Origin of the sequence: Bacillus sp. Pc3 (assembly GCF_000815145.1) — a bacterium.
GTDB classification, from domain to species: Bacteria; Bacillota; Bacilli; order Bacillales; family Bacillaceae; genus Bacillus; species Bacillus velezensis.
The window spans coordinates 1,158,365-1,182,838 of record NZ_CP010406.1 but is presented as its reverse complement, the minus strand read 5'-3'; the positions used below and the strand labels follow the sequence as shown (position 1 = coordinate 1,182,838).

General features: G+C 46.3%; 26 protein-coding genes. 21 read left to right on the top strand and 5 right to left on the bottom strand.

Annotated features, from left to right (window positions below; genetic code table 11):
• Positions 1-122: 122 nt before the first annotated feature.
• The 15 genes from SB24_RS05270 to SB24_RS05200 all read left to right on the top strand — a co-directional run bounded on the left by SB24_RS05270 (position 123) and on the right by SB24_RS05200 (position 13,567).
• Positions 123-755: a YhbD family protein gene (locus SB24_RS05270; RefSeq protein WP_015417094.1), complete on the top strand. Its 633-nt coding sequence runs from the start codon at positions 123-125 to the stop codon at positions 753-755.
• Positions 746-1,459, top strand: a complete 714-nt coding sequence (locus tag SB24_RS05265) for a polymer-forming cytoskeletal protein (protein ID WP_039252243.1) — start codon at positions 746-748, stop codon at positions 1,457-1,459. The genes SB24_RS05270 and SB24_RS05265 overlap by 10 nt, the downstream gene beginning before the upstream one ends.
• A gap of 11 nt (positions 1,460-1,470) precedes the next feature.
• Positions 1,471-2,181 carry a hypothetical protein gene (locus SB24_RS05260; protein WP_039252241.1) on the top strand — a complete coding sequence of 237 codons (711 nt, stop codon included), beginning with the start codon at positions 1,471-1,473 and terminating at the stop codon, positions 2,179-2,181.
• Positions 2,182-2,539: 358 nt separating this feature from the next.
• Positions 2,540-4,435, top strand: coding sequence for a serine/threonine protein kinase PrkA (gene prkA / locus SB24_RS05255; protein ID WP_003155391.1), 1,896 nt, complete (start codon positions 2,540-2,542; stop codon positions 4,433-4,435).
• Between the two features lie 190 nt (positions 4,436-4,625).
• Positions 4,626-5,810 carry a sporulation protein YhbH gene (yhbH, locus tag SB24_RS05250; RefSeq protein WP_012117146.1) on the top strand — a complete coding sequence of 395 codons (1,185 nt, stop codon included), beginning with the start codon at positions 4,626-4,628 and terminating at the stop codon, positions 5,808-5,810.
• 180 nt (positions 5,811-5,990) lie between these two features.
• The gene (locus SB24_RS05245; protein ID WP_003155389.1) at positions 5,991-6,455 is read left to right on the top strand and encodes a MarR family transcriptional regulator; all 465 of its coding nucleotides are present in this window, start codon (positions 5,991-5,993) and stop codon (positions 6,453-6,455) included.
• 36 nt (positions 6,456-6,491) lie between these two features.
• The gene (locus SB24_RS05240) at positions 6,492-7,157 is read left to right on the top strand and encodes an HlyD family secretion protein (protein ID WP_007610259.1); all 666 of its coding nucleotides are present in this window, start codon (positions 6,492-6,494) and stop codon (positions 7,155-7,157) included.
• A 94-nt stretch (positions 7,158-7,251) separates the two neighbouring features.
• Positions 7,252-8,793, top strand: a complete 1,542-nt coding sequence (locus SB24_RS05235) for a DHA2 family efflux MFS transporter permease subunit (protein WP_087920790.1) — start codon at positions 7,252-7,254, stop codon at positions 8,791-8,793.
• A 24-nt stretch (positions 8,794-8,817) separates the two neighbouring features.
• Complete coding sequence (locus SB24_RS05230) at positions 8,818-9,351, top strand: NAD(P)H-dependent oxidoreductase (RefSeq protein WP_003155386.1); 534 nt, start codon at positions 8,818-8,820, stop codon at positions 9,349-9,351.
• 12 nt (positions 9,352-9,363) lie between these two features.
• Positions 9,364-9,735: a hypothetical protein gene (locus tag SB24_RS05225; RefSeq protein WP_003155385.1), complete on the top strand. Its 372-nt coding sequence runs from the start codon at positions 9,364-9,366 to the stop codon at positions 9,733-9,735.
• Between the two features lie 120 nt (positions 9,736-9,855).
• A complete protein-coding gene (locus tag SB24_RS05220; protein WP_012117148.1) occupies positions 9,856-10,623 on the top strand; it encodes a hypothetical protein in 768 nt (255 codons plus the stop codon).
• Positions 10,624-10,625: 2 nt separating this feature from the next.
• Entirely contained in the window at positions 10,626-11,003 is a 378-nt protein-coding gene (locus tag SB24_RS05215) for a GntR family transcriptional regulator (RefSeq protein WP_031378425.1), read from the top strand.
• A complete protein-coding gene (locus SB24_RS05210; protein WP_039252235.1) occupies positions 10,993-11,709 on the top strand; it encodes an ATP-binding cassette domain-containing protein in 717 nt (238 codons plus the stop codon). The genes SB24_RS05215 and SB24_RS05210 overlap by 11 nt, the downstream gene beginning before the upstream one ends.
• Positions 11,710-12,627, top strand: a complete 918-nt coding sequence (locus tag SB24_RS05205; RefSeq protein WP_031378427.1) for an ABC transporter ATP-binding protein — start codon at positions 11,710-11,712, stop codon at positions 12,625-12,627.
• Entirely contained in the window at positions 12,620-13,567 is a 948-nt protein-coding gene (locus SB24_RS05200) for an ABC transporter permease (RefSeq protein ID WP_031378428.1), read from the top strand. Before SB24_RS05205 ends, SB24_RS05200 begins: the two co-directional genes overlap by 8 nt.
• A 91-nt stretch (positions 13,568-13,658) precedes the next feature.
• Here the strand turns inward: SB24_RS05200 and cspB are convergent, their stop codons facing one another.
• On the bottom strand, positions 13,659-13,859 hold the full coding sequence (gene cspB, locus SB24_RS05195) for a cold shock-like protein CspB (RefSeq protein ID WP_003155376.1): 201 nt from the start codon (positions 13,857-13,859) through the stop codon (positions 13,659-13,661).
• 382 nt (positions 13,860-14,241) lie between these two features.
• Here cspB and SB24_RS05190 point away from each other — a divergent pair, with 382 nt between their 5' ends.
• Positions 14,242-15,072 carry a MetQ/NlpA family ABC transporter substrate-binding protein gene (locus tag SB24_RS05190; protein ID WP_039252223.1) on the top strand — a complete coding sequence of 277 codons (831 nt, stop codon included), beginning with the start codon at positions 14,242-14,244 and terminating at the stop codon, positions 15,070-15,072.
• A gap of 16 nt (positions 15,073-15,088) precedes the next feature.
• Here SB24_RS05190 and SB24_RS05185 read toward each other — a convergent pair whose 3' ends face one another.
• Positions 15,089-16,168 carry a GGDEF domain-containing protein gene (locus tag SB24_RS05185; RefSeq protein WP_015239460.1) on the bottom strand — a complete coding sequence of 360 codons (1,080 nt, stop codon included), beginning with the start codon at positions 16,166-16,168 and terminating at the stop codon, positions 15,089-15,091.
• 151 nt (positions 16,169-16,319) lie between these two features.
• Between SB24_RS05185 and SB24_RS05180 the strand changes: the two genes are divergently transcribed.
• Positions 16,320-17,711 carry an L-cystine transporter gene (locus tag SB24_RS05180; protein WP_015239461.1) on the top strand — a complete coding sequence of 464 codons (1,392 nt, stop codon included), beginning with the start codon at positions 16,320-16,322 and terminating at the stop codon, positions 17,709-17,711.
• Between the two features lie 67 nt (positions 17,712-17,778).
• Here the strand turns inward: SB24_RS05180 and SB24_RS05175 are convergent, their stop codons facing one another.
• Positions 17,779-18,264 (bottom strand): hypothetical protein, encoded by a 486-nt coding sequence (locus SB24_RS05175; RefSeq protein WP_015417103.1) that lies wholly within the window; start codon positions 18,262-18,264, stop codon positions 17,779-17,781.
• A 144-nt stretch (positions 18,265-18,408) separates the two neighbouring features.
• Between SB24_RS05175 and SB24_RS05170 the strand changes: the two genes are divergently transcribed.
• Positions 18,409-18,948 carry a YhcN/YlaJ family sporulation lipoprotein gene (locus SB24_RS05170; RefSeq protein ID WP_003155362.1) on the top strand — a complete coding sequence of 180 codons (540 nt, stop codon included), beginning with the start codon at positions 18,409-18,411 and terminating at the stop codon, positions 18,946-18,948.
• A gap of 120 nt (positions 18,949-19,068) precedes the next feature.
• Positions 19,069-19,971 (top strand): hypothetical protein, encoded by a 903-nt coding sequence (locus tag SB24_RS05165; RefSeq protein WP_039254966.1) that lies wholly within the window; start codon positions 19,069-19,071, stop codon positions 19,969-19,971.
• On the opposite strand, the gene SB24_RS05160 is transcribed toward SB24_RS05165, so the two are convergent.
• On the bottom strand, positions 19,972-20,637 hold the full coding sequence (locus SB24_RS05160) for a spore coat protein (protein WP_007408445.1): 666 nt from the start codon (positions 20,635-20,637) through the stop codon (positions 19,972-19,974).
• A gap of 192 nt (positions 20,638-20,829) precedes the next feature.
• Between SB24_RS05160 and SB24_RS05155 the strand changes: the two genes are divergently transcribed.
• On the top strand, positions 20,830-22,884 hold the full coding sequence (locus tag SB24_RS05155; protein ID WP_039252218.1) for a 5'-nucleotidase C-terminal domain-containing protein: 2,055 nt from the start codon (positions 20,830-20,832) through the stop codon (positions 22,882-22,884).
• On the top strand, positions 22,881-23,477 hold the full coding sequence (locus tag SB24_RS05150; protein ID WP_031378431.1) for a class D sortase: 597 nt from the start codon (positions 22,881-22,883) through the stop codon (positions 23,475-23,477). Before SB24_RS05155 ends, SB24_RS05150 begins: the two co-directional genes overlap by 4 nt.
• Here the strand turns inward: SB24_RS05150 and SB24_RS05145 are convergent.
• On the bottom strand, positions 23,474-24,382 hold the full coding sequence (locus SB24_RS05145) for an RluA family pseudouridine synthase (RefSeq protein WP_007408447.1): 909 nt from the start codon (positions 24,380-24,382) through the stop codon (positions 23,474-23,476). The two genes, SB24_RS05150 and SB24_RS05145, sit on opposite strands and share 4 nt — an antisense overlap.
• Between the last annotated feature and the right edge of the window lie 92 nt (positions 24,383-24,474).

The following is a 24,474-nucleotide window of genomic DNA, read 5'->3' as shown; positions in this document are numbered from 1 at the left end:
CCGGGCGTTTTTTTTATTGAATAAAAAAGACGGACAGCAGCTGTTCACGGCATTTTTATAATTCCAGGCTTAACAACGTAACAGTGTTATGTTACAATACATTCATCGAAGGAGCTGGATTCATGGAGGAACAACTGATTTCTAAAAAAGAATTGCTGGAAGAAACATCAATTTCATACGGGCAGCTGTACCGCTGGAAACGGAAAAATTTAATCCCTGAAGAATGGTTTATCCGAAAATCAACATTTACAGGCCAGGAAACATTTTTTCCGAGAGCGGAAATATTAAAACGTATCTCAAAAATACAGAAAATGAAAGAAAATTTGTCTTTGGATGAAATGAGAGAAATGCTGTCTCCGCAAATGACTGATGTCAATATAACGTCTGCGGAACTGCTTCAAAAGGGACTGATTTCAAAAGCCGCGCTGCAAGTTTATGGCGAAGACGGTGTGACATTCACGTCCCGCGCGCTGCTGTCTTTATATGTGCTTGAAGGGCTTTTGCAATCGGGCAATATCAGCCTTGAGGAAGGAAAATTGGCGGCAGGGGTGCTGAAAACGTATGAGGCTTCCGAGCTGAAAGCGAATACGGAGCTTGTCATGCTCCGAAAGCTTGGCGTAACGACGTGCTTCATCGCAGACGCGGAACATATTTTATTTGAACCGACTGTCAAAGTGGTTGAACGGGTGGCGCTTGCTGCGGCATCGGAAGAATTAAAAACGAAATGGATGCAGGAGGACCATCAATGGAAGTAACAGATAAGTTAATCATCAACGGTTCAGGAAGTTCAAAAGGAGGCCGTTTTCATACAGTGGAGATCAACGGAAGCGGCACGGTGTCAGGTGATGTGGAGTGCGTGAGCTTTTTGTTTAACGGCAGCGGAAAAACAGACGGACATGTCAAGACGCAAACGCTGACGATCAGCGGTTCGGGGAAAATTGGCGGCAGTGCCGAAGCTGAATCCATCCGTATCAACGGAACGGGTGTCATTAAAGGTGATGTCAAAACGGAGCGGCTGAACGTCGCGGGATTTTCATCTTTCGGCGGCGGTGTGAAAGCTGATGATATTTTCATATCCGGGAAAGCCGCGATTGAAGGCGATTGCGAGACAGAGACGTTCCGTTCGGAAGGCAAATGCAAGATCGGCGGCCTGCTGAATGCCGATGAAGTCAGTATTAAGCTGGCGGCGGGAGAAAGCCATGTGAAAGAAATCGGATGCCGCCATTTGAAAGTGATGAGCAGAAAGAGCGTGCTAACGCGTTTTAAGCTGATGCCGGCCCCGGTGCTGACAGCGGAGCTGATTGAAGGTGACATCATTGAATTGGCGGACACGAACGCGAAGACAGTCCGCGGAAATCATGTGCGGATCGGCGCAGGCTGCACCATTGGGACTGTGGAATACAGCGGCGATTTTACATGTGATCCTTCCGCTTTGGTTAACAAAGTCGTGAAACGATAGGAGGAACTGCGATGGAAACGACAAAAAAATTGAGTCATTTAAAAATGTACGGAGCCGGACACGCCTCCGGCGGCTCCTACCAAAATGTAAGCATTAAAGGGGAAGGAACTGTCGGCGAAGGACTTCAAAGCGAACGCTGCCGGATATTCGGTACGGGACTTTTTCTAGGAGATGCCGAGATCAACAGGCTGAAAATTTTCGGAGAGCATGAAGTTGCAGGAGATTTATCAGCACGTTCAGCAAATGTGATGGGCACATTGAAAGTCGGCGGCTCCATGCGTTTCGCCACGATGAGGCTGAAAGGACTTGCTGAAATTGGCGGCGGGGCCGCGGGAGAGCAGTGTCATATAAAAGGCAGTCTCACCGTCGGCGGCGATTGCGAGACGGAGCTGCTTCATGTAACAGGATGTATCAATGTGGCAGGATTGTTAAACGCAGGGGACGTAAACATCCATTTGCGTTATGACCGAAGCCGCGTGAAAGAAATCGGCGGCACATCGATCACCGTCAGACGGAAACCCGGTTTTCTTAAACGGAAAGCCGGCACGCTTTCTGCTGAATTGATCGAAGGAGACGCAATTTATCTCGAATACACGGAAGCAGACATCGTCAGAGGGAAACATGTGGAAATCGGCCCGGGCTGCAAAATCGAAAAAATCGAGTATCAAACAAGCTGCAAATCTCATGAAAAATCAACTGTCCAAGAACATATTCAAATATGAAACATTGTTATGTTGTACAGGAAAGGGTGCTCTTCATAAAGAGCACCCTTTTGCCGTTATTTGTTTTCAGGTTTGCTGTCGTAACCCGCCGTAAAAATGGATACTAAAAAAGTGAGAATGACCCCAAGTAAAATGATCGTTTTCATCATTTCTCCTCCTCTTTGCTTTTCCATTTGATGTCCGAGTCTGGATGAAACTGTATTTCTTTCATTATGAACGGTGCACCGGACCCTTGTCAATGACGGCCTTGTAACGTCTTTATTTTTAAGAAACGAAAAGCATGTATTATCACGTCACCGCATAGATTGTAACAAAGTACCTTATTTCTAGTGCATTAACCATGACAGAGGAGGTTCTTATGGATATATTAAAGAAAATTGAAAAGTACAGAGAGGAAGAGCAGCGTCTCAAATGGGAAGGGACGTTCGCTGATTATTTGGAGATCATAAAAGAAAATCCATTGGTCGCGCAGTCTGCTCATTCTCGCGTTTTTAATATGATAAAAGACAGCGGAATCGAGGAGGATGACGGTAAAAAGACATACAGCTTTTTTTCGCGGGAGCTGTTCGGCCTTGAGGAATCTCTGGAACGGCTCGTGGAGGAATACTTTCACCCGGCTGCCAAGCGGCTCGATGTAAGAAAACGGATTTTACTATTGATGGGACCCGTCAGCGGCGGAAAGTCAACTCTTGTCACCATGCTGAAAAAAGGGCTTGAAGCCTACTCATTGACAGACAACGGCGCTGTTTACGCCATTAAAGGCTGCCCGATGCATGAAGATCCTCTCCATCTCATTCCCCATCATCTGCGCGACGACTTCTACAGAGAATACGGCATCAGAATTGAGGGCAGCCTTTCTCCGCTTAATGTCATGCGGCTTGAAGAAGAATACGGCGGCAGAATTGAGGATGTAAAGGTTGAACGTATATTCTTCTCGGAGGATAAACGTACCGGAATCGGAACCTTCAGCCCGTCTGACCCGAAATCACAGGATATCGCCGACTTGACGGGGAGTATTGATTTTTCAACGATTGCCGAATACGGCTCAGAATCAGATCCGCGCGCTTATCGGTTTGACGGTGAATTAAATAAAGCGAACCGCGGAATGATGGAGTTTCAGGAAATGCTGAAATGCGATGAAAAATTTCTGTGGCACCTTCTGTCACTCACGCAGGAAGGGAATTTCAAAGCCGGACGGTTTGCGCTCATCTCAGCCGACGAATTGGTTGTTGCGCATACGAACGAAACGGAGTACCGCTCGTTTATTGCCAATAAGAAAAATGAAGCCCTTCACTCCAGGATCATCGTGATGCCTGTTCCTTATAATTTAAAGGTGTCAGAGGAAGAACGGATTTATGAAAAAATGATTTCTGAAAGTGATGTTTCTGACGTACACATCGCCCCCCATACATTAAAAGTGGCCGCGATGTTTTCTATTTTGACTAGGCTGAAGGAACCGAACCGCTCTGATATTGATCTCGTCAAAAAAATGAGGCTCTATGACGGAGAAAGCGTTGAAGGTTACAATTCCGTTGATCTTGAGGATATGAAGAAGGAATTCCATGATGAAGGAATGAGCGGAATTGACCCGCGCTATGTCATCAACCGCATTTCCTCAACAATTATCAGAAAAAATATGGAATCGATCAATTCGCTTGACGTGCTGCGTTCCTTGAAAGAAGGACTCGACCAGCATCCGTCCATCTCCGCCGAGGACAAAGAGCGGTATATGAATTTTATTTCCGCCGCCAGGAAAGAGTACGATGACATCGCTAAAAAAGAAGTGCAGAAGGCGTTCGTCTATTCATATGAAGAATCCGCGAAAACTCTCATGGACAATTATTTAGATAATGTGGAAGCGTACTGCAATAAAAATAAGCTCCGCGATCCGCTGACGGGTGAAGAAATGAATCCTGACGAAAAACTGATGAGATCCATTGAAGAGCAGATCGGCATTTCAGAAAACGCGAAAAAAGCGTTCCGCGAAGAAATTTTAATCCGCATATCCGCCTATGCAAGAAAAGGAAAACGCTTTGACTATAATTCGCACGAAAGACTCCGCGAAGCGATTCAGAAAAAGCTGTTCGCAGACTTAAAAGACGTGGTGAAAATTACGACCTCAACCAAAACGCCGGATGAGCAGCAGCTTAAAAAGGTCAATGAGGTAGTGGCAAGGTTAATAGATGAACACGGCTATAACTCGACTAGCGCTAATGAACTGCTGAAGTATGTCGGAAGCTTGTTAAACCGCTGATGTTTGATTTCATTGAGAGGCCCGTCTGTAAAAGGACGGGTTCTTTTGTCTGTTTTTCACAATTGTTTGTCAATTGGAGAGTCCGGCCGGCATAAGATAAAAATAAATCTTTTCGCCGGACTTGTTTCATAAACAGGACCAAGCCGGAATACACATGTAAAACGACCATAACGGTTAAGGAGGGGAATTCATGTCCCGTAATGACAGCGGAAATTTTTTGATTTCAGAGGAAGACTGGTCCCTCCATCGCAAAGGCTTTGACGACCAGCAGCGCCACCAAAAGAAAGTACAGGAAGCGATAAAAAACAACCTTCCGGACCTTGTTACTGAGGAAAGCATTATTATGTCCAACGGAAAAGATGTCGTGAAAATCCCGATTCGTTCGCTTGATGAATATAAAATCCGTTATAACTATGATAAAAATAAACATGTCGGCCAAGGCGACGGCGACAGCGAAGTCGGCGATGTCGTCGCAAGAGACGGCGCAGATAAAAAGCAGGGGGCCGGAAAAGGCCAGGGAGCCGGCGATCAGGCAGGCGAGGATTATTATGAAGCGGAAGTTTCATTGATGGATCTGGAAGAAGCGCTGTTTCAGGAATTAGAACTGCCGAATCTGCAGCAAAAGGAAAGGGACAATATCGTCCATACCGATATCGAGTTCAATGATATCCGGAAAACCGGGCTGACAGGGAATATCGATAAGAAAAGGACGATGCTGTCGGCCTATAAACGAAACGCCATGACAGGCAAGCCGTCGTTTTACCCTATTTATCCGGAAGATCTGAAATACAAAACATGGAATGATGTGACGAAGCCGGAATCGAAAGCTGTCGTTTTAGCGATGATGGATACAAGCGGTTCGATGGGCGTATGGGAAAAGTATATGGCGAGGAGCTTCTTTTTTTGGATGACACGATTTTTACGGACAAAGTATGAAACGGTTGATATCGAATTTATCGCCCACCATACGGAAGCGAAGGTTGTGTCGGAAGAAGATTTTTTCTCGAAAGGCGAGAGCGGGGGCACCATCTGTTCCTCCGTTTACCGGAAGTCTCTTGAATTAATTGATGAAAAATATGACCCCGCCCGCTACAATATCTATCCCTTTCATTTTTCAGACGGAGATAACCTGACTTCGGATAACGCCCGGTGCGTAAAGCTCGTCAATGACATCATGAAAAAATCGAACCTGTTCTGTTACGGTGAGGTCAATCAATATAACAGGCATTCCACCCTCATGTCCGCCTATAAAAATGTCAAAGATGATAAATTTAAATACTACATCCTGAAACAGAAATCAGACGTATTTCAAGCGCTGAAAAGCTTTTTTAAAAATGAGGAATCCGGTGTAAGCAAAGCATCGTATGAAATATAAAGCCGAGTGAAGAATCGTGCGGCCGCGGTTCTTCACCCGGCTTTTTTAAATTAAAAATAAAGAGAAAAAACGGCATAAAAAAAATCCTTAAAAAATGAAACTTTTCTCTTTACAAACCTTCTTTCATTTATTAATATTTTATCTTGTGAACTATTATTAAGGGAATGAGGTGAAAATACGGTGATTGAATCAGAGCTCGCTTTGCTCAGTTTTGAACAACTGTTTGATACTTCCAGATCGATTTACAAAAAGCAGAAAATGATTCTGGAGACAGTTCTTGAACCTTTTGATATTACAGTGCTGCAGTATCTGCTGATGTTCAAAATACATAAGAGCAAAAGCACGCAGCTTTCAAGGCTGGCTTTGTCGCTTGATCTGAAACCGGCGTCTGTCACGAGAATGACCGATATTCTGTATAAGCGCCGCCTAATGGTTCGGAGCGACTATCACGACGACCGGCGTGTTGTTATGATTCAGTTAACCGAAGAGGGGGAAGAACTTCTAAAGAAAGCTGCTGTTCAATATGCCGAAAAAGCGGCGGTCTTATACCGGCAGCTCAATACCGCTGAACTGCAGTACCTGCGCAAGCTTGCGGAAAGTTTAACGAAGCTTGCAAACGGCTGTGCAGTGAAAAACGGAAAATAAAAAAATCCCCACATATTTTTATCATCATTCCACAAAATGATAGAGGAAGAAACGAAAGGAGAAAACAAAATGAACAGAGGACGTTTAATTCTGACCAACATTATCGGTTTGATTGTTGTTCTTGCAATTATAGGCGGAGGTGCTTACTACTATTATCAAAGCACACACTATGTAAAAACCGATGAAGCAAAAGTTGCCGGCGACATGGCTGCTATCACAGCTCCTGCTGCGGGTAAAGTAACTGACTGGAACCTTGATGAGGGGAAAGAAGTAAGCAAAAACGACGTTGTTGCAAAAATCAAAGGACAGCAAAATGCTGACGTAAAAGCCATCATGGATGGAACAATCGTGAAAAACGAAGTGAAAAACGGCCAAATGGTGCAAGCCGGTACGACAATTGCCCAGGAAATTGACATGAAACACCTTTACATCACTGCAAACATTAAAGAAACAGACATTAGAGACATTGAAGTAGGAAACAAAGTAGACGTAATTGTTGACGGCGACCCTAATACAACATTTGACGGAACAGTAGAAGAAATCGGTTATGCGACAAATTCAACATTTGATATGCTGCCTTCTTCAAACTCAAGCGGCAACTACACAAAAGTAACGCAAAAAGTTCCTGTTAAAATTTCACTCAGCAACCCATCTGACAAGGTGCTTCCTGGTATGAACGCATCTGTAAAAATCTCTGAATAATACAGATCAGTCATCAAACCATGAAGGGAGGTTGTCTTAGGTGGCTAAATCAGATAATCAAGTAAAAAGTCCTAAAACATTGCTTATTGTGCTTATGGCCGGGTTATTCCTGGCGATCTTGAACCAAACGCTTCTTAACGTGGCGATGCCGCACTTAATGACCGAGTTCGGTGTGAGTGCGACGACGATTCAGTGGCTTACGACCGGATACATGCTGGTCAACGGTGTTTTGATTCCGTTATCTGCGTTCTTAATTACCCGGTTCGGACAGAGAAGCCTCTTTCTCGTAGCCATGTTCTGTTTTACAGCGGGAACGTTAGTCTGCGGAATCGCGCCTAACTTCTCAACCATGCTGATCGGCCGGTTAATTCAGGCGGTCGGCGGCGGTATCCTGCAGCCGCTGGTCATGACAACCATTCTGCTTATCTTCCCGCCTGAAAGCAGGGGGAAAGGAATGGGGATTTTCGGTCTTGCGATGATGTTTGCTCCGGCGGTCGGACCGACTCTTTCCGGCTGGATCATCGAGCATTACACATGGCGCATTATGTTCTACGGCCTTGTTCCGATCGGGGCAATCGTTATTATCATAGCGTTCTTCCTCTTTAAGAACTTGGTGGAACCGCAAAAAATCAAACTCGACAGCTTGGGTGCGATTCTATCCATTGTCGGATTTGCCTCATTGCTTTACGGAGTCAGTGAAGCGGGCAGCGACGGCTGGGGAGATCCGATCGTGCTGTCTACCGTCATTGTCGGTGTCATCGCGATTGCCGCGTTTGTCATTCAGCAATTGCGCTCTGAAAAACCGATGCTCGACTTCCGGGTATTTAAATATGATATTTTCTCACTTTCCAGTGTGATTAACATCATTATTACCGTTGCGCTTTACACAGGAATGTTCCTGCTTCCGATTTATTTGCAGAACTTAGTCGGCTTTACAGCGCTGCAATCGGGCCTCTTGCTATTGCCGGGCGCGATTGTCATGCTGATCATGTCGCCGATTTCTGGTATTCTGTTTGACAAAATCGGTCCGAGACCGCTTGCGATTATCGGGCTGGTCATCACGGTCGCAACGACATTCCAGTACACAAAATTGACAATTGACACACCTTACACGCACATTATGCTTGTCTATGCCATCCGCGCATTCGGTATGTCACTGTTGATGATGCCTGTTATGACAGCCGGAATGAACCAGCTTCCGGCACGGTTGAACAGCCACGGCACGGCGATGAGCAACACGCTCCGCCAGATCAGCGGTTCAATCGGAACAAGTTTGATCACAACGATTTATACGAACCGTACGACAATGCACTATTCGCAGATTGCGGATAAAACGAGCACGGCTGATCCAAGCTTCATGCAGTCGTTCCAAAGCGCGGTTTCGAATTTAATGGTCAACATGAACATGTCGCTTGATGCGGCGAAACAAACCGTTTATTCATATCTCTACAAAACAGCTTCACTTAATTCCAACGTTATGGGGATTAATGACGCGTTTATGTGGGCGACGATCTTTGCGGTTATCGGCGTAGTCCTGAGCCTGTTCTTGCGTGACGTACGGAAAGACAAACAGCGGGCGAAGAAAAAAGAGGAGCTGTCATTGCTTCCGGCCCCTAAAGAAGTGAAGGAATCTTAATCATCTGAATGGGAGGTTTCCTGAATGAAAATTTACGTAGTGTACGATAGTGAAGGCGAACATACAAAACACCTTGCTGAAGCCATTGCCGAAGGAGCACGAGAAAACGCTGAGGCTGAAGTCCTGATCGACCATGTCGATCAAGCAGACATCCGCAAGCTGAAAGACATGGATGCCATTATCTGGGGATGCCCAGGACACTTTGGCACCATCAGTTCAGGCTTAAAAGCGTGGATCGACAGACTCGGCTATCTGTGGGCTGAAGGCGAGCTGATTGATAAAGTCGGCGCCGTATTCTGTACGACGGCGACAACACATGGCGGATTAGAAATGACAATGCACAATCTGATCACTCCTATGTTTCACCAAGGCATGATTGTTGTCGGACTTCCCGGCAACGTTCCTGAAAACGCGCTGTACGGCTCTTACTACGGTGCGGGCGTCACATGCCCGGTTGACAGCGATGTGCTGATGACGGAAGAAGGCCTTCAATTAGGCCGTGCGCTTGGCAGACGTGTCAGCCAAGTCACAGGTAATCTAACTGCCGGACGACAGTAAGGAGAGGGTTATATGGCCATTATTATAGCGGTTATTGCTGCTGTCATTGTGATTGCACTTCTTATCACATTCAATGTCCGCAGCACTTCTGCAGGACAGGATGTCAAAGAAGAAAAGAGAGAAGCGATCGGCACTACAGCCGAACAGCCGGAAAAGCATGATCCGGCCGAGGAGCGCTCAGCCGAGCATGCTCCCGTCGTTGTAAAATCTGAATCTCCCCGTGAGAAAAAGAATACAATGGGCGATGATGTGTACCGTCAGGCGCTTCAGAAGTTTAAGACTTCTGAGACGGATCAGGAACCAAACGATCCTGATAGCGGCGGCAAAATGCAGGATAGCAGCTATCGTGATGCGCTGCTCTCCTTAAAAAACAAAAAGAAGTAATTGAAAAGGCAAATCTGCGTAAGAGCGGATTTGTCTTTTTTTTTATTGAAGATATTGTAATACGTGATGATCTAGTGTACTATGTTACTCATACACTTGATCCGAATGGAGAGAGAAAGAATGACATCGTTTTTAGGTTTGCTGAAAAAAGATGCGAAAGTTTCATGGATTTGGCTCGCGGTGTGGCTTTGCGGCATGATTTGCTGGGCGTTTGCAGCCCACGTCATCGCTGCCCGTCAGAAAGAACCGCTCGTCATTTTCGGCTTTTTTACGGCAATGGGGTTTTTTCAATTTCTTGTAGCGCCGCTTTTTATGTACTATCACCTTCATAAAGAAGGAAAAAATCAGCTGTGGCTTTACAATCCGAATGGAGGATTTTATCTGCTGGCTTCCAAGCTGACGGCCTCACTGCTGTATCAGTTGATCGGGCAGCTGGCGCTGACCGGTTACGGCATTTGGATGTACCGGATGCTTTCTGCAAAAGGAGCGCTGGAACACACCATTCCCCTGGCCGGCACATTAACCGGACTGAATGCTTACCTGCTGATCAGTTCAGCGTATTTATCTGTGATCGTGGCCGTATTTTGGACTGTTTTTCACTCATTAAAACATGTTCCCGTCCTCCGTTGGGTGATCTGCATCGTGCTTGCGTTTGTCTGGACCTATATTGACGATAAAATCATTACGCCTTTCACTTCATCTCAACATGATTTATGGCCGGTAAAAGTGTATGCGGATTTTGATTTTCACTATACAAAATTGACCGGCTGGACGGTGGAGCTGAAGGCCGTCCACATCTCGCTTTTCAGCTTCCTGGCAGTGATCGTGCTTGCGGCGCTCTGTCTCGCGCTGGCCTCTATGCTGCTGAATCGAAAGGTTGAGGTGTAATGATGGAGAATGAATTTCAGTCATCCAAGCCGATTTATCTGCAGATTGCCGATCGTGTATATTACCGGCTGATCCGAGACGAGCTTTCACCGGGGGACAAACTGCCGTCCGTAAGGGAGATGGCCGTACAGATGAAAGTGAATCCGAATACGATACAAAGAACGTACAGTGAAATGGAAAGGCTGGGGATCGTGGAGACGAGAAGAGGACAGGGAACCTTTATAGCGGAAAGGTCCGATCTGAAAGCGGAGCTGAAAGACAGGCTGACTAAAGACGTTTTCAAACGCTTTATTCAGGAAATGGCGGAGCTGGGGTTATCTCCTGAGGAAATGATCGACGGGATCAAACAATATGCGGAGGAAGCAAACGATGAATCTTGATTTTGAACGCGTAACAAAAAAATACGGCCGCAGGCTCGCGGTCAGCGATGTATCATTTTCATTGTCTCCGGGTAAAATCTACGGAATTTTAGGGCCGAACGGAAGCGGTAAATCAACAACGCTTAAAATGCTTGCCGGGCTAGCGTTCCCGACATCGGGCGCCGTCCGGATGGGAGACTGCGCAGTAAGCAGGAACATGCTGTTTCGTACGGCTTATTTAACCGAACACGATATGTTTTCCGCCCGGACGACCGTCGGTGATATGCTCACATTTTATCATTCGCAATTCCCGGATTTTCAGCTGGAAAAAGCACATAACCTATTAACGGAAATGAATCTTTCAGCGAAGCGGAAGATAAAAGAGCTGTCCAAAGGCAGCCGGGGCAGGCTGAAAATCGTTTTGGCCCTGTCGAGAAAAGCATCCGTCATTCTGCTGGATGAGCCGTTTTCAGGTCTTGATCCGGCTGTCAGAGAATCGATTGTCAACAGTCTCGTATCTTATATTGATTTTGACAGCCAGATCGTCGTCATTGCCACGCATGAGATCGGCGAGATTGAGACGCTGTTAGACGAAGTGATGGTTTTCATAAAAGGGAAAATCGCTGAACGGCGCGAGGTCGAAGAAATTCGGGAACAGGAAGGAATGTCCGTGCTGCAATGGTACAGAAGCGTCATGCAGGCGCACGAAATAGAAGGGGGATTCTAATTGGAAACGGTATTAGAACTGCAACAGGTAAAGAAAACGATAAAAGGACGAACGATTATTCATGATCTGAGCTTCTCCGTCCGGGCGGGCGAAGTGTTTGGGTTTCTAGGGCCGAACGGAGCGGGGAAAACCACTACGATCAGAATGATGGTCGGATTAATGAAACTGTCTCAGGGAGACATCGTAATCTGCGGGGAATCCATTACGAAAAACTATGCAAAAGCGGTCAGGCACGTCGGAGCCATCGTTGAAAACCCGGAGCTGTACAAATTCCTGAGCGGCTATAAAAATTTACAGCAGTACGCAAGGATGGTAAAAGGCGTTACGAAAGAAAAAATAGATGAGGTCATCGAGCTCGTCGGGTTGCAGGACAGAATACATGACAAAGTAAAAACCTACTCTCTCGGAATGAGACAGCGTCTCGGCCTCGCCCAAAGCCTGCTGCATAATCCTAAGGTGCTGATTCTGGATGAACCGACAAACGGCCTTGATCCCGCGGGCATCAGGGAAATCAGGGACCATCTGAAAAAGCTGACACGTGAAAAAGGAATGGCTGTCATCGTCTCAAGCCATCTGCTGTCAGAAATGGAGTTAATGTGCGACCGAATCGGCATTCTGCAAAAAGGGGAGCTTGTCGATATTCAAAAAGTAAGGGATGAAGGAAAAGAGGATAAAGATACATACTTCTTCCATATTGAACAAAGAGAAGAGGCTCTGGCCGTTCTGAGTCAGTTTGACTGTATGAAGAAGACAAACGGCATTGAGATCAGGCTGTCAAAACAGGAAGTGCCTGATGTGATATCACTGCTCGTCCGTGAAAACATCCGCTTATATGAAGTGAAAATCATGACAAAATCTTTGGAAGACCGTTTCTTGGAGATTACCGGCGGGACGAAAGAGGAGGTTCAATATGTTTAAGCTGATCTATAATGAATGGATAAAAATTTTCAGCCGCGTCGGCACGTGGGCTATGATTGTAATTTTAGGCGTTTCGATGATCGGTTTTGCGCTTCTGTCAAACCATTTCACCTCGAGCGAAGCCAATCCGAATTGGAAACAGGAGCTCCAGGCCGAAAACAAAGAAATGAAACAGCAGATGAAGGAAACCGGAAATCAGACTGTCATTGATAGTCTGAAACAGAATATCGCGATAAATCAATACCGTATGGATCATAATATTCCTGAGGATACAGGGTACACAGTGTGGTCATACGTAGCTGATTCTTCGATGATGACGGTTTTGACCGGGCTGTTTACGATTATCATTGCCGCAGGCATCGTGGCGAATGAGTTCAACTGGGGGACGATCAAGCTGCTGGCTATCCGTCCGCTCAGCCGTTTTCAGATTTTGCTTTCTAAATATATGACGGTGCTGCTGTTCGGACTGCTGATGCTTGTGATTTTATTTGCCGGCTCCGCTCTGCTGGGATTGGTCTTTTTCGGTACAGGGGGAGATACTGCGGCTGATGTTCATCTCGTATACAAAGACGGCCATGTTTTTGAGCAAAATATCATCGCTTTCCTCGCTAAAACATATGTCTATGAATCTGTCTCCGCTTTTATGCTTGCGACGATGGCGTTTATGCTGTCTGCGGTATTCCGGAACAGCTCATTAGCGGTCGGATTTTCTATTTTTCTATTGGTTATGGGGAACACGGCGACTGTATTTCTTGCCACGAAATTTGAATGGACCAAATATATTTTATTCGCCAATACGGATTTGTCGCAATATATGAACGGGACTCCTTTAGTAGAGGGGATGACGATGACATTTTCGGTTGTGATGCTTGTGATTTACTTCATCATTTTTCTGGCGCTCGCATTCGGCGTCTTCTTAAAACGCGATATTGCCACCTGATATAAAAAAGCTGTTTTGCCTTTGCAAAACAGCTTTTCGTTTTAGATGAAAAAAACCCTGCCGGCGTACACCGGCAGGGTTTTTAAACAATTTATGCTTTTGTTACGTTAGCAGCTTGTGGTCCGCGGTTTCCTTCAACGATTTCGAAAGAAACAGATTGGCCTTCTTCTAAAGTTTTGAAGCCTTCGCCTTGAATAGCAGAGAAGTGAACGAATACATCGTCTTGACCTTCTACTTCGATGAATCCGAATCCTTTTTCAGAGTTGAACCATTTTACTTTACCTTCTAACATGAAATTTCCTCCTAAAGCGACATAACGCTTAAATTCACTATTCTTGCTCTAAAACAAACTTCCAAGACGAAAACTCTTACAAAACTTTCTTCTTAAAGATAGTTCGAACAAAAATAATTACCTTTACTCTACCAGTAATTCGAAGAAAAAACAACTGCTAAATGTAACTTTTTTCGAAATAACATGTTTTAAGAGGGGAACGCTCTGATACGGAAATCTGATTTGAGACTAGAACAGCCCATTTTCAGCTGATAAAAACCGCTTTACGGTCTCTTAAGGAAGCAATTGACAACCTTTTTTTTAATCGGTATTGTATGTAATCATGAGCCCGAATACCATGGTGCCGCCTCTGTACATAAAAATAGATAGGGAGTAGGTCAACTTGAACCTGCAGCTTATAAACAGTCTGTTTCTTTTCATTTTGATCATGTCACTTACTTCATGTCATTATCCTGACGGGAACCGGACAATTACTATCGGAATCAATGAATCTGATCAATCGATCTGGGAGTTTGTCGCGAAAAAAGCCGGTGAGGAAGGATTGCAGCTTTCTTTGGTAACGTTTTCGGATTATGCCGAGGCCGATTTGGCGCTTGCCGGTGGGGATCTCGACGCCAATGCGTTTCAATCCGTTTCTTATTTTCAATCTTTGCCGCCTCATATGAAAAAGAAGCTGGCTCCTTTAGGAACGACATATGCGGCATCGCTGGGGGTGTATTCCAAGCAACATAAACGGCTGAAGGATATACCGGACGGAGCGGTCATTGCCGTGCCTGGTGAAGCGGCGGCCTTCGGCAGGGCGCTTTTTCTCATGCAGGAGGCCGGACTGATGACATTGAAAAAGGGATTCACCGGTACGGGTTCAACTGATATGATCAAGGACAACCCGAAGCATCTGACCTTAAAAACGGAAACAAAAAAGAACGCCTATCAGGCGGCGGAACATGCTGACGCAGCAGTTCTCAGTCAAAGCGAGGCGAAAAGAGCAGGATTTCATGCGGAGAAGGACGCGCTGATCCGATCGGCGCAAATGAAGGAAGCATATATTCATCTGATCGCCGTCAGAGCTGAGAATAAAGATGATGAACGGATGCAAAAACTCCTGTCTTTGTATCAATCAGATGATACCGCGGCGTTTATTGAAAAAGAATATGAGGGCAGCCTGATTCCTGTTTTCCTGAGGGGCGGTTTTCTCACTGAAAAGAAAGAATGATTTCCTCTTCGGGCGATCATTCTTTTTTTTCAGTGCTGCACACTTGATTGCGCCCTGATGTTTTCGCTTTGTACAGCATCCGGTCCGCGATCAGGGGCAATGTCTGAGGATCCGATGTATTTGTCGGATAATGCGCGATGCCGAGGGAAACGGTCACGGGAATTGTATCTCCGCTCGTCAGCAGAATCGGGTTCGCGTCAATCGTGTGCCTGATTTCTTCTGCGAGGTGAAGCCCTTTTGTATACGTGCAATTGGGCATAAGCACGGCAAATTCTTCCCCGCCGATACGGGCTGACGGATCAGAACTGCTGAGTAAGAACCTCAGGCGCGCCCCCAGTTCCTTCAGCACTTGGTCCCCTTCATAATGGCCGTATTGGTCATTGATCTGCTTAAAGTGATCAATATCCAAATAAATAAGCGCGAGCTGAGACGAGGGGGATTGAGACGCCCGATCGTACAGAACGCGCGAGACTTCCTCGAATTTTCTCTTATTAAAAATCCCCGTCAGAAAATCATAATTCGCTTGAAACTTGTATTGCTTGAACAAAAGGCGGGCATCGGCTTCGTGTTTAATGATATACAGCGACAGCATTCCGCCCAAGGTAGAAATGAGCCAAAAATAAACGAGGGCCCCGGCAGGCTGTTCAGGCATAAGTAACAGCAGCGTCAGGGTGATAATAACATTTGAAAAGAGCAGCATAACGAACGCATTTTTGTGATTCGGCTTTTTTCCTCTGAATACGGCCACAGAAAGTATCGCAATCATGCCGACTGCGGCGATAGAATAAATGGCGCTGGCATTGAAATTGATCAGGATACGGCCTGCCACGATAATGATAAAGGCAGCTGCTGTAGACACCCAGCCTCCGTAAAGAGCGGCGATGATAATGGGGATATTTCTGAGATCAATGATGGAATCGGAGTAAGAAAAGCCGAAAGCAATCAGAAAAACCCCTAAAAGCCCGCAGACCGTCCCCTTCAGTAATTGAAACATCGGACGGTCTTCTTTATGTGAAAGCGACTCTTTAAAAAGAACGGTGAAGAGATAATTAAATGTGATTAAAATCGTCAAATTAAGAAACAGTTCCTTCAGCATAACAATCACCCTTATATAAGTTACTAAAGAAAGGATGGAAAGAAAAGAGAAAAATCAATAAAAATACATATATTGTCAATTCTTACTTGACCGATCGGAATTGATGTAATATAGTGTTTAAGGATAATGAGCAAGGGAGTGTTTACCTGTTTTGGAGAATTTATTTGTAATCTTACATGTTTTTATTTTGTTTTTGTTTATAGCAGGTCTGTTTGTGATGCAAAAAAAACACGTTTCCTTTTCTAAACGTGTCTTTACCGCACTCGGATTAGGCATTGTATTCGGTTTTGCACTGCAATTGATTTACGGGCCGGCCTCACATGTCGTGACACAAACGGCCGATTGGTTTAATATTGCCGGCGGCGGTTATGTCAAATTGCTTCAGATGATCGTCATGCCGCTAGTCTTTATTTCTATTCTCGGCGCATTTACGAAGCTTAAACTGACCCATAACATTGGGAAAATCAGCGGACTGATCATCGGAATTTTGATTGCTACGACAGCAATTGCCGCGGCAGTCGGAATTGTTTCGGCGCTTTCCTTTGATCTGAAAGCCGTTCATATCGACCAGGGGAGCACCGAGTTATCAAGGGGTCAGGAGCTGCAGCAAAAATCTGAGGATATGACGGCCAAAACGCTGCCTCAGCAAATCGTTGAGCTTCTGCCGGGGAATCCGTTTCTTGATTTCACGGGAGCCAGACCGACTTCCACCATCGGAGTCGTTATTTTCGCCGCTTTCCTCGGCATCGCTTTTCTGGGCGTGAAACGGAAACAGCCGGAGCACGCAGCGACATTCAGCGGAATTGTCGATGCGGTTTACGCGATTATTATGCGCGTCGTGACATTAATTTTAAGACTGACGCCTTACGGAGTATTGGCGATTATGACCAAAACGATCGCGACAAGCGACATCGACAGCATTGCGAAACTGGGGATGTTTGTGATCGCTTCATACGCCGCGCTTATCGCCATGTTTATCATTCACTTGCTGCTGATCACGTTCAGCGGTTTAAATCCGATCACATACGTGAAAAAAGCTTTTCCGGTTATGGTGTTTGCGTTTACGTCCCGTTCAAGCGCAGGGGCTTTGCCGCTTAATATTAAAACACAAAAAAGCATGGGCGTACCGGAAGGCATTGCGAACTTCGCCGGTTCATTCGGCTTATCAATCGGTCAAAACGGCTGTGCCGGCATTTATCCGGCGATGCTCGCGATGATGATTGCGCCGACAGTGGGGCAAAACCCGTTTGAACCGGGATTTATCATTTCCGTCATCGCCATCGTGGCAATCAGTTCATTCGGTGTAGCAGGCGTGGGAGGCGGCGCGACATTTGCGGCTCTGCTCGTCCTATCCGCTTTGAACATGCCTGTGGCGCTTGCCGGACTGCTCATTTCAATTGAGCCGTTAATTGACATGGGGCGCACCGCCTTAAATGTCAGCGGCAGTATGACCGCAGGGCTGTTAACAAGTAAAATGACGAAGGAAACCGATACCGCGGTGTACAATGATTCCACAATCGTCATTGAAACTGAAGAAGCTTAATAAAAAAGCAGATAGCACTAAAACGAAAAATCCTTCATCGTTGAACGAATGAAGGATTTTTTCGTTTCTAATGATTTCCGGGTTCAATTTCTTCCAGCATATTCATCACGGTGCTGTCATTTAAAACATTCACCGCGCTTTCTTCGAAGTGAATCGGCTCGGTATAGTGAGGCTTCGGCGAAGTTTCTTTACTGCGGCTGCGGTCTGCCTGTCCGTCCGTATGGGATGAGCCGGAGTGATTGCGGGAAGTCTGCTCATGCTGCTGTCCGCCGGATTCGCCGCCGAAAGCCTGTTTAATCAGGTCGGCAGGCTGCAATGAGCCGGTTTGTGAATGCCGGGCTTTGTCCGTGTGCTGCTGTCCGCCGGATTCCCCGCTGAAAGCCTGTTGAATCAGGTCAGCAGGCTGCATGGAGTGTGTGCCATCTTTATGCTGCATTCTGCCTGAAACCATTCCGGAGATTTTCCGGCGGATTTCGGGTGATAAAGCTGCAATCAGAATCGATGATCCGATCAGCAGCGCTGTCGGGCTGATACCGCTTTTTTTTCTGAACAAGTTAAATCCCTCCTCATTCAATTGATTACGCTTACCTTTCCCTTTCCTTCTGATATTTATCCAAACCGTTCAGAATGCAAACGGCGTGCATAAATCCCGCCGAATAGAAAAACCTATACGTAAAGTGAGAAAGGAGGAATTCACATGATAAAAAAACAAGCAGTTATCTCTGCCCTTCTTCTGCCGATGCTGATTACCGCAGGGTGCAGTATGGGGAACCAAGGAGAAGGAAAACGAAATGACAACCGCACCCAGAATGTAAATTACCGCAACACGCCTAACGACGGTGCGACAAATATGAATACAGTGAACCGTCATAACCAAAACACCGATCACAATGACAATCGTAACCTGAGAGTGGCTGATAAAGCCGCCGACAAGGTGACTGATTTAAAAGAGGTTAAAAATGCGACTGTGATCGTTGCCGGAAACAGCGCATATGTTGCCGTTGTTTTGACAAACGGGCAAAAAGGCGCCATCGCCAACCATTTGAAAAATAAGATTACCGATAAGGTGAAATCAGCCGATAAACATGTCCGGACTGTATATGTATCAGCGAACCCGGACTTCGTTGAACGCATGCAAGGCTACGGAAAACGAATCCAAAACGGACATCCTGTATCCGGTCTGTTTGATGAATTCGGCCAAATGGTGCAGCGTGTATTCCCAAACCCCAATAAATAAATGAATGGAAAAGCCGCATTTGCTGCGGCTTTTTTATTTTATCTGCCGTCACGACCCAGCGCTCCTGAGCATAAAGTAAAGAATGAGATGAAAATGAAAGGATCGGGGAGGGGAGCTTGTTTGCGTGACGGCATGGGGAAACGGGCGGCATTCACTCTGATCCTATGCGGAGTCCTTGTCATATTGGCTGTCAGTTCAGCCGTTTCAGTAAGTATGATGTACGTCCTGTCAGGCCAAAACAGCCGCTCTGTTCCGACGAAGGAACAAGTGACTGAACACATGAATAAAGAAATTTACAAACATACAGCGATTTACTATACGGCGGATGAAAAGCCGCTCTTGGATCTGACCAAGCTTACGCTGGACCACGCAAAGCGTATCAATCAAATCATTGTCGGTTATAAAGGTGCAGCGCCGCTTGAACTCATTTTCTTTTCGGATGAAGATGAAATGGAGCAATATTCAGGATTGAAAAATGTAGTCGGTTTTTATTCAGAACAGGAGCAGATGATGGGGCTTTTGCCTGAAGAGAAAAAACAGCTTTTGAAAAAAGATGAGCTGGCCGTTTTCATGTATAAGCAATTGATTATACATGAATATACACACTATGCGTTTCATCAAAAAACGCGGCAATTGGGGACGGATACGTCTGTATTTCCGCTTTGGTTTCATGAGGGGTTGAGCGAGTGGGTCGCGCATTATGATGTAGTCATTGATCCGATTGCATTTTCCGTCGTGCCGTTTGATCAATTAACGACCGACCGAAAATGGCAGAAATCGCGTATGGAATATGAAACGGATGTCTATTTGCAAAGCTTCTATATGATAAAGGACTTAACCGAAACATTCGGAGAAGGCATTATCTTAACCATTATCAATAAAACCGCCGAAACACAGGATTTTGAAAAAGGCTTTGAAGCGGCTACGAAAGAAAGCCTGAAACGATTTGAACATGATTTCACAAAAGCATATGAAAAAAAGAAAACGGCGTTGGAGAGTCAGGTTTCCAACGCCGTTTTTTAATCAATGGAGGTTTTGCTGCTGCTGTCCCATTTGTCCTTTAATCGGAGGCATTTGCGGCTGTCCCTGGGCCGGTGCAAATGAATTCAGCATGGTCTGCATATCTTGTGCATTGAGCTGAGGAACCTGATAATAACCGTGTTTGTTTTGGTATAAGAAGATTTCATACGCCATTTCGACATATTGCTGAATTTGGGCGGAGAGCACTCTTCTAGTGACGGGATTGGTCATTTCAAGCGAGCTCATCGTCAAGAGAGAAGCTTGAGCTTTAATCAGGCCGAGCATATGGCCGCTGATCCCGAGATCTTTGACATCATTTAATGATTGATTCGGTTTTTTCGGCTGAGTCGGTTTTATACCGTAGACGGCCTGGTTCTGTTCCTTCATCATATATGTCGACGTTTCCTGAGAAGGCTTTTGGCCGGTCTTAAAGCATTCTGCCGTCAGATTATAGAGTCCGAGAATGAATTGATACTGGCGGTCAAGGATGTCGGCCAGCTGCTGATCCTGTATAAACTGTCTGAGCATCATAAATTGATCCAAAACGCCGACTGTTCCGGCCAGCACTTCATGCATATCGAAAAGCTCATGTCCTCCGTGATTCACTTGCGGTGAACCCGGGATCCCTTGATTTACTGGCGGCTGCTGCTGATTCTGCTGCTGTTCCACTGGTTGTTTTCCTCCTTCATGTCAAATCATCATTAAGATGTGAAAAAAGCCGATCCGTTATACATCAAGTCCTGTTTCGTTACGTGGGGATTATTTACTATTTTGCGCCGGCGAAGACAATCTTTACAAAAAAGTGATGTGATTTTTAAGAAAATAAGCTAACGTATTTCTTAGAAGACAGGGGGGAAATGAATGAAGAAAAAAAGGGGTATGCGTCTTTCGTGCTGTTTGCTGACGGTTTGTTTTTTGATGTTCAGCGTGAAAGATGCGGAAGCAATCGGACAAGCCGGATCACTGAATGAAGCCGGCACGGATAAAGCGTATAAAGAACAGCAGACAGAAGACTCCGGCCGTGTCCCACTCAGAATCATCAGCATGAATGATCTGCACGGAAAAATTGATCAGCAATATGAGCTTGACCTTAACGGAGACGGTAAACCGGATGGCACGTTCGGGCGGATGGACTACGCCACAGCGTACATTAAAAAGGCGAAAGCCGAGAAAGAACACGCCTTTGTCGTGCATGCGGGCGATATGATCGGGGGCAGCTCTCCCGTGTCAGCCCTTTTTCAGGATGAACCGACAGTAGAATTGATGGAAGACATCGGTTTTGATGTCGGAACTGTCGGCAATCACGAATTCGATGAAGGAACGAATGAGCTTAAACGGATCATCAATGGAGGAGATCATCCGGACGGTAAGGGGACAAGCGGTTATGACGGCCAAAATTTCCCGCTCGTCTGCGCCAACTGTAAACTGAAGTCAGGGGAGTCCTTTCTGCCGCCGTATGAAATTAAATACGTTTCCGGAATTCCGGTCGCATTTATCGGGGTTGTAACCAGATCGGCGGCAGGCATGGTCATCCCGGACGGAATTAAAAATATTACGTTTACGGATGAGGTAAAGGCCGTCAATGACGCCGCTGCTGACCTGAAGAAAAAAGGAATTAAAGCAATCGCCGTGCTCGCCCATATGTCTGCTGAACAAAATGGCTCAGCCATCACGGGAGAATCCGCAAAGCTTGCAAGCGGAACAGACTCAGAGATTGACGTGATTTTCGCCGCGCACAATCATAAAGTCGTAAACGGAGAAATCGACGGCAAGCTGATCGTGCAGGCATTTGAATACGGAAAAGCAATCGGAATCGCGGATCTTGAACTTGATAAAGAGTCGAAGGATATCGTGAAAAAATCAGCGGAAATCCAATATATCGATCAAAGCAAAATCAAGCCTGACCCGGTTGCGGCAGGCATATTAAGCAAATACGAAGAGAAAGTGAAACCGATTATCAGCGAAGCGGTCGGGGAAGCGGCCCATGATATAACGGGCGGGTATTCAAATGACGGCGACACGGCGCTCGGAAATCTGATTGCCGACGGTATGAAAGCGAAGATGAAATCCGATTTTGCGCTTATGAATGGGGGAGGCATCCGGGACGGCATAAAAAAAGGGACGATTACATGGGGAGACCTTTATAATGTACAGCCGTTCGGCAATGTGCTGACGAAGCTTGAAATCAAAGGAAAAGATTTGCGGGAGATCATTAACGCGCAAATTTCTCCGGTGTACGGACCGGATTACAGCATCAGCGGATTTTCCTATACATGGAACCCGGAAACCGGACAAGCGGTTGATATGAAGATGGCGGACGGGACAGACATACAGCCCGAAAAAGGATATACAGTAACAGTCAATCAATTTATGGCGACGGCAGCGGGGGCAAAATACGGTCCGATCGGGAAACTCGGCAAGAATCCGGTGACGGGGCCTGAGGATTTGGAAGCGACAGTAGACTATGTCAAAAGCTTTTCCGCACCGATTTCTTATCAAACCGACGGCCGCATCCGCACGGCATCAGCCGCCGAAACACCTGATGACACCGGCAATCAGCCGGGAAGCGGGGAAACACCGGGCGGCACCAGGCCTGATAAAGGAGAAAAACCTCAAGCGGAAAAACCCGCTAAAAAACCGGATGCGGCAGAACAGCCTGATCAAACCAAAAAACCTGAACGTCCTGTCGCAGAAGAAACAGCATCTGATACAGTGCAGTCAATTCCCGAATCCCGTCCGGCGTCTGCCGCAAATTCGGAACAAAGCACAAAACAGACTGAAAGCGGCACACAAAAAGGCCGCCCATTGCCTGATACTTCAGCGGGCAGCCATCAGACGGCATTGGCCGGTCTGGTGATCACGGGTGCCGGCGTATATTGGCTTTTCAGAAAGAAAAGGGGAATCCGCACACGATGAACAAACTGAAACTTATTCCGCTTTTCGTCATCATCGCCGGTATCATCATCACATGTTACGGAAGCTGGAAGATCATTGATTCACATATGAAAACGAACCATTCGCTTGAAGAAGCAAAAAAAGCAACAGAACCTGTCTTGGAAAAGAACGAAACAAAAAGCGCTGTGCTGACACAGCGCAAAAAAGAATTTCACCCCGAAACGGGTGAGGCAAGCGGCATTTTAGAAATCCCTGAAATCGACGCTGAGCTCCCGATCGTGGAAGGGACTGACGCAGATGATTTAGCAAAAGGCGTCGGACATTATAAGGACAGCTATTATCCGGGCGATCACGGCCAAATTGTGTTATCCGGCCACAGGGACACGGTGTTCCGCCGGACCGGCGAATTGAAAAAAGGAGACAGACTGAACGTGATTTTGTCTTACGGCACGTTTTCTTATAAAATCAGCCGTACAAAAATTGTCAGCCGGGATGATACATCTGTCATCACCCTTCAGCACAAGCGGGAGGAACTGATTCTGACCACTTGCTATCCGTTTTCTTACATTGGAAATGCGCCGAAACGATATATTATATATGCCGACCCGGTTTAAGAAAAATACGTTTCGGTAAAATGAGCCAGATCAGCCGGCATCGGCGCCTCGGCAACGATTTCTTCTCCTGAGATCGGATGGACGACACTGACTTTTTTTGCGTGAAGCGCCTGCCTGTGAAACAGCGTCCTGCTTCCGCCGTACAGGTCATCGCCCGCCAACGGATGGCCGATGCTTGCCATATGCACCCTGATTTGATGTGTTCTCCCGGTTTCCAGTTCAAGCTCTGCCAATGTAAGCTGCGCACCGGGATGATAGCCTTTCACTTTGTAATGGGTGACGGCGGCTTGTCCGCCGGGTGAGACGCGCCGTCTGACGGAATGTGACCTGTCGCGGCCGATCGGCGAGTCAACCGTGCCTTTTTTCGGCGTGACTTTTCCTTCCGCCGCGGCGATATAGGTGCGTTTTAATGTTTTGGTTTCGAGCTGACGGTCAAGGATTGCATGAGCCAGGCGGTGTTTCGCGAAAACGACCGCGCCTGACGTGTCACGGTCAAGACGGTGAACGTGGCGCACTTTCGCCTGCTCGCCGTTGATTTGAAAATGGTAAGCGATCAGGTTGCTGAGGGTGCCGGTCTGACCCTCTTCATTTGGATGAGTCGGCATTCCCGCCGGCTTATTTGCAATCAGCATATGATTGTCCTCAAATAAAATGTCCGGCTCTCCGTATTCCGGAGTCACCGAAGAACCCGTTTTTTCCTGAAGATCAATGAATAAGCGATCTCCGGTCTTCAGTATGATGTTGTTTTTCGGGGATGTTCGATTCACCTGAATGCTTTCTTGGTTCATCCATTCCGTAATTACGGGTTTTGACGCCTGGAATTCAGATTTCAGGACTGAAAACAGCCATTGTCCGGCGTGCTTTTCCGTAATCAGGAGTTCCAGACCGCGGTCATTTTGTTTCATATCATAAAGCTCCTTTTCAAGCGGAAAGCGGCTGTTTCAATAGGAAACACTTACCTTAGCTTTCGCGTTTTTTTCTATGCTATTCTTGATAA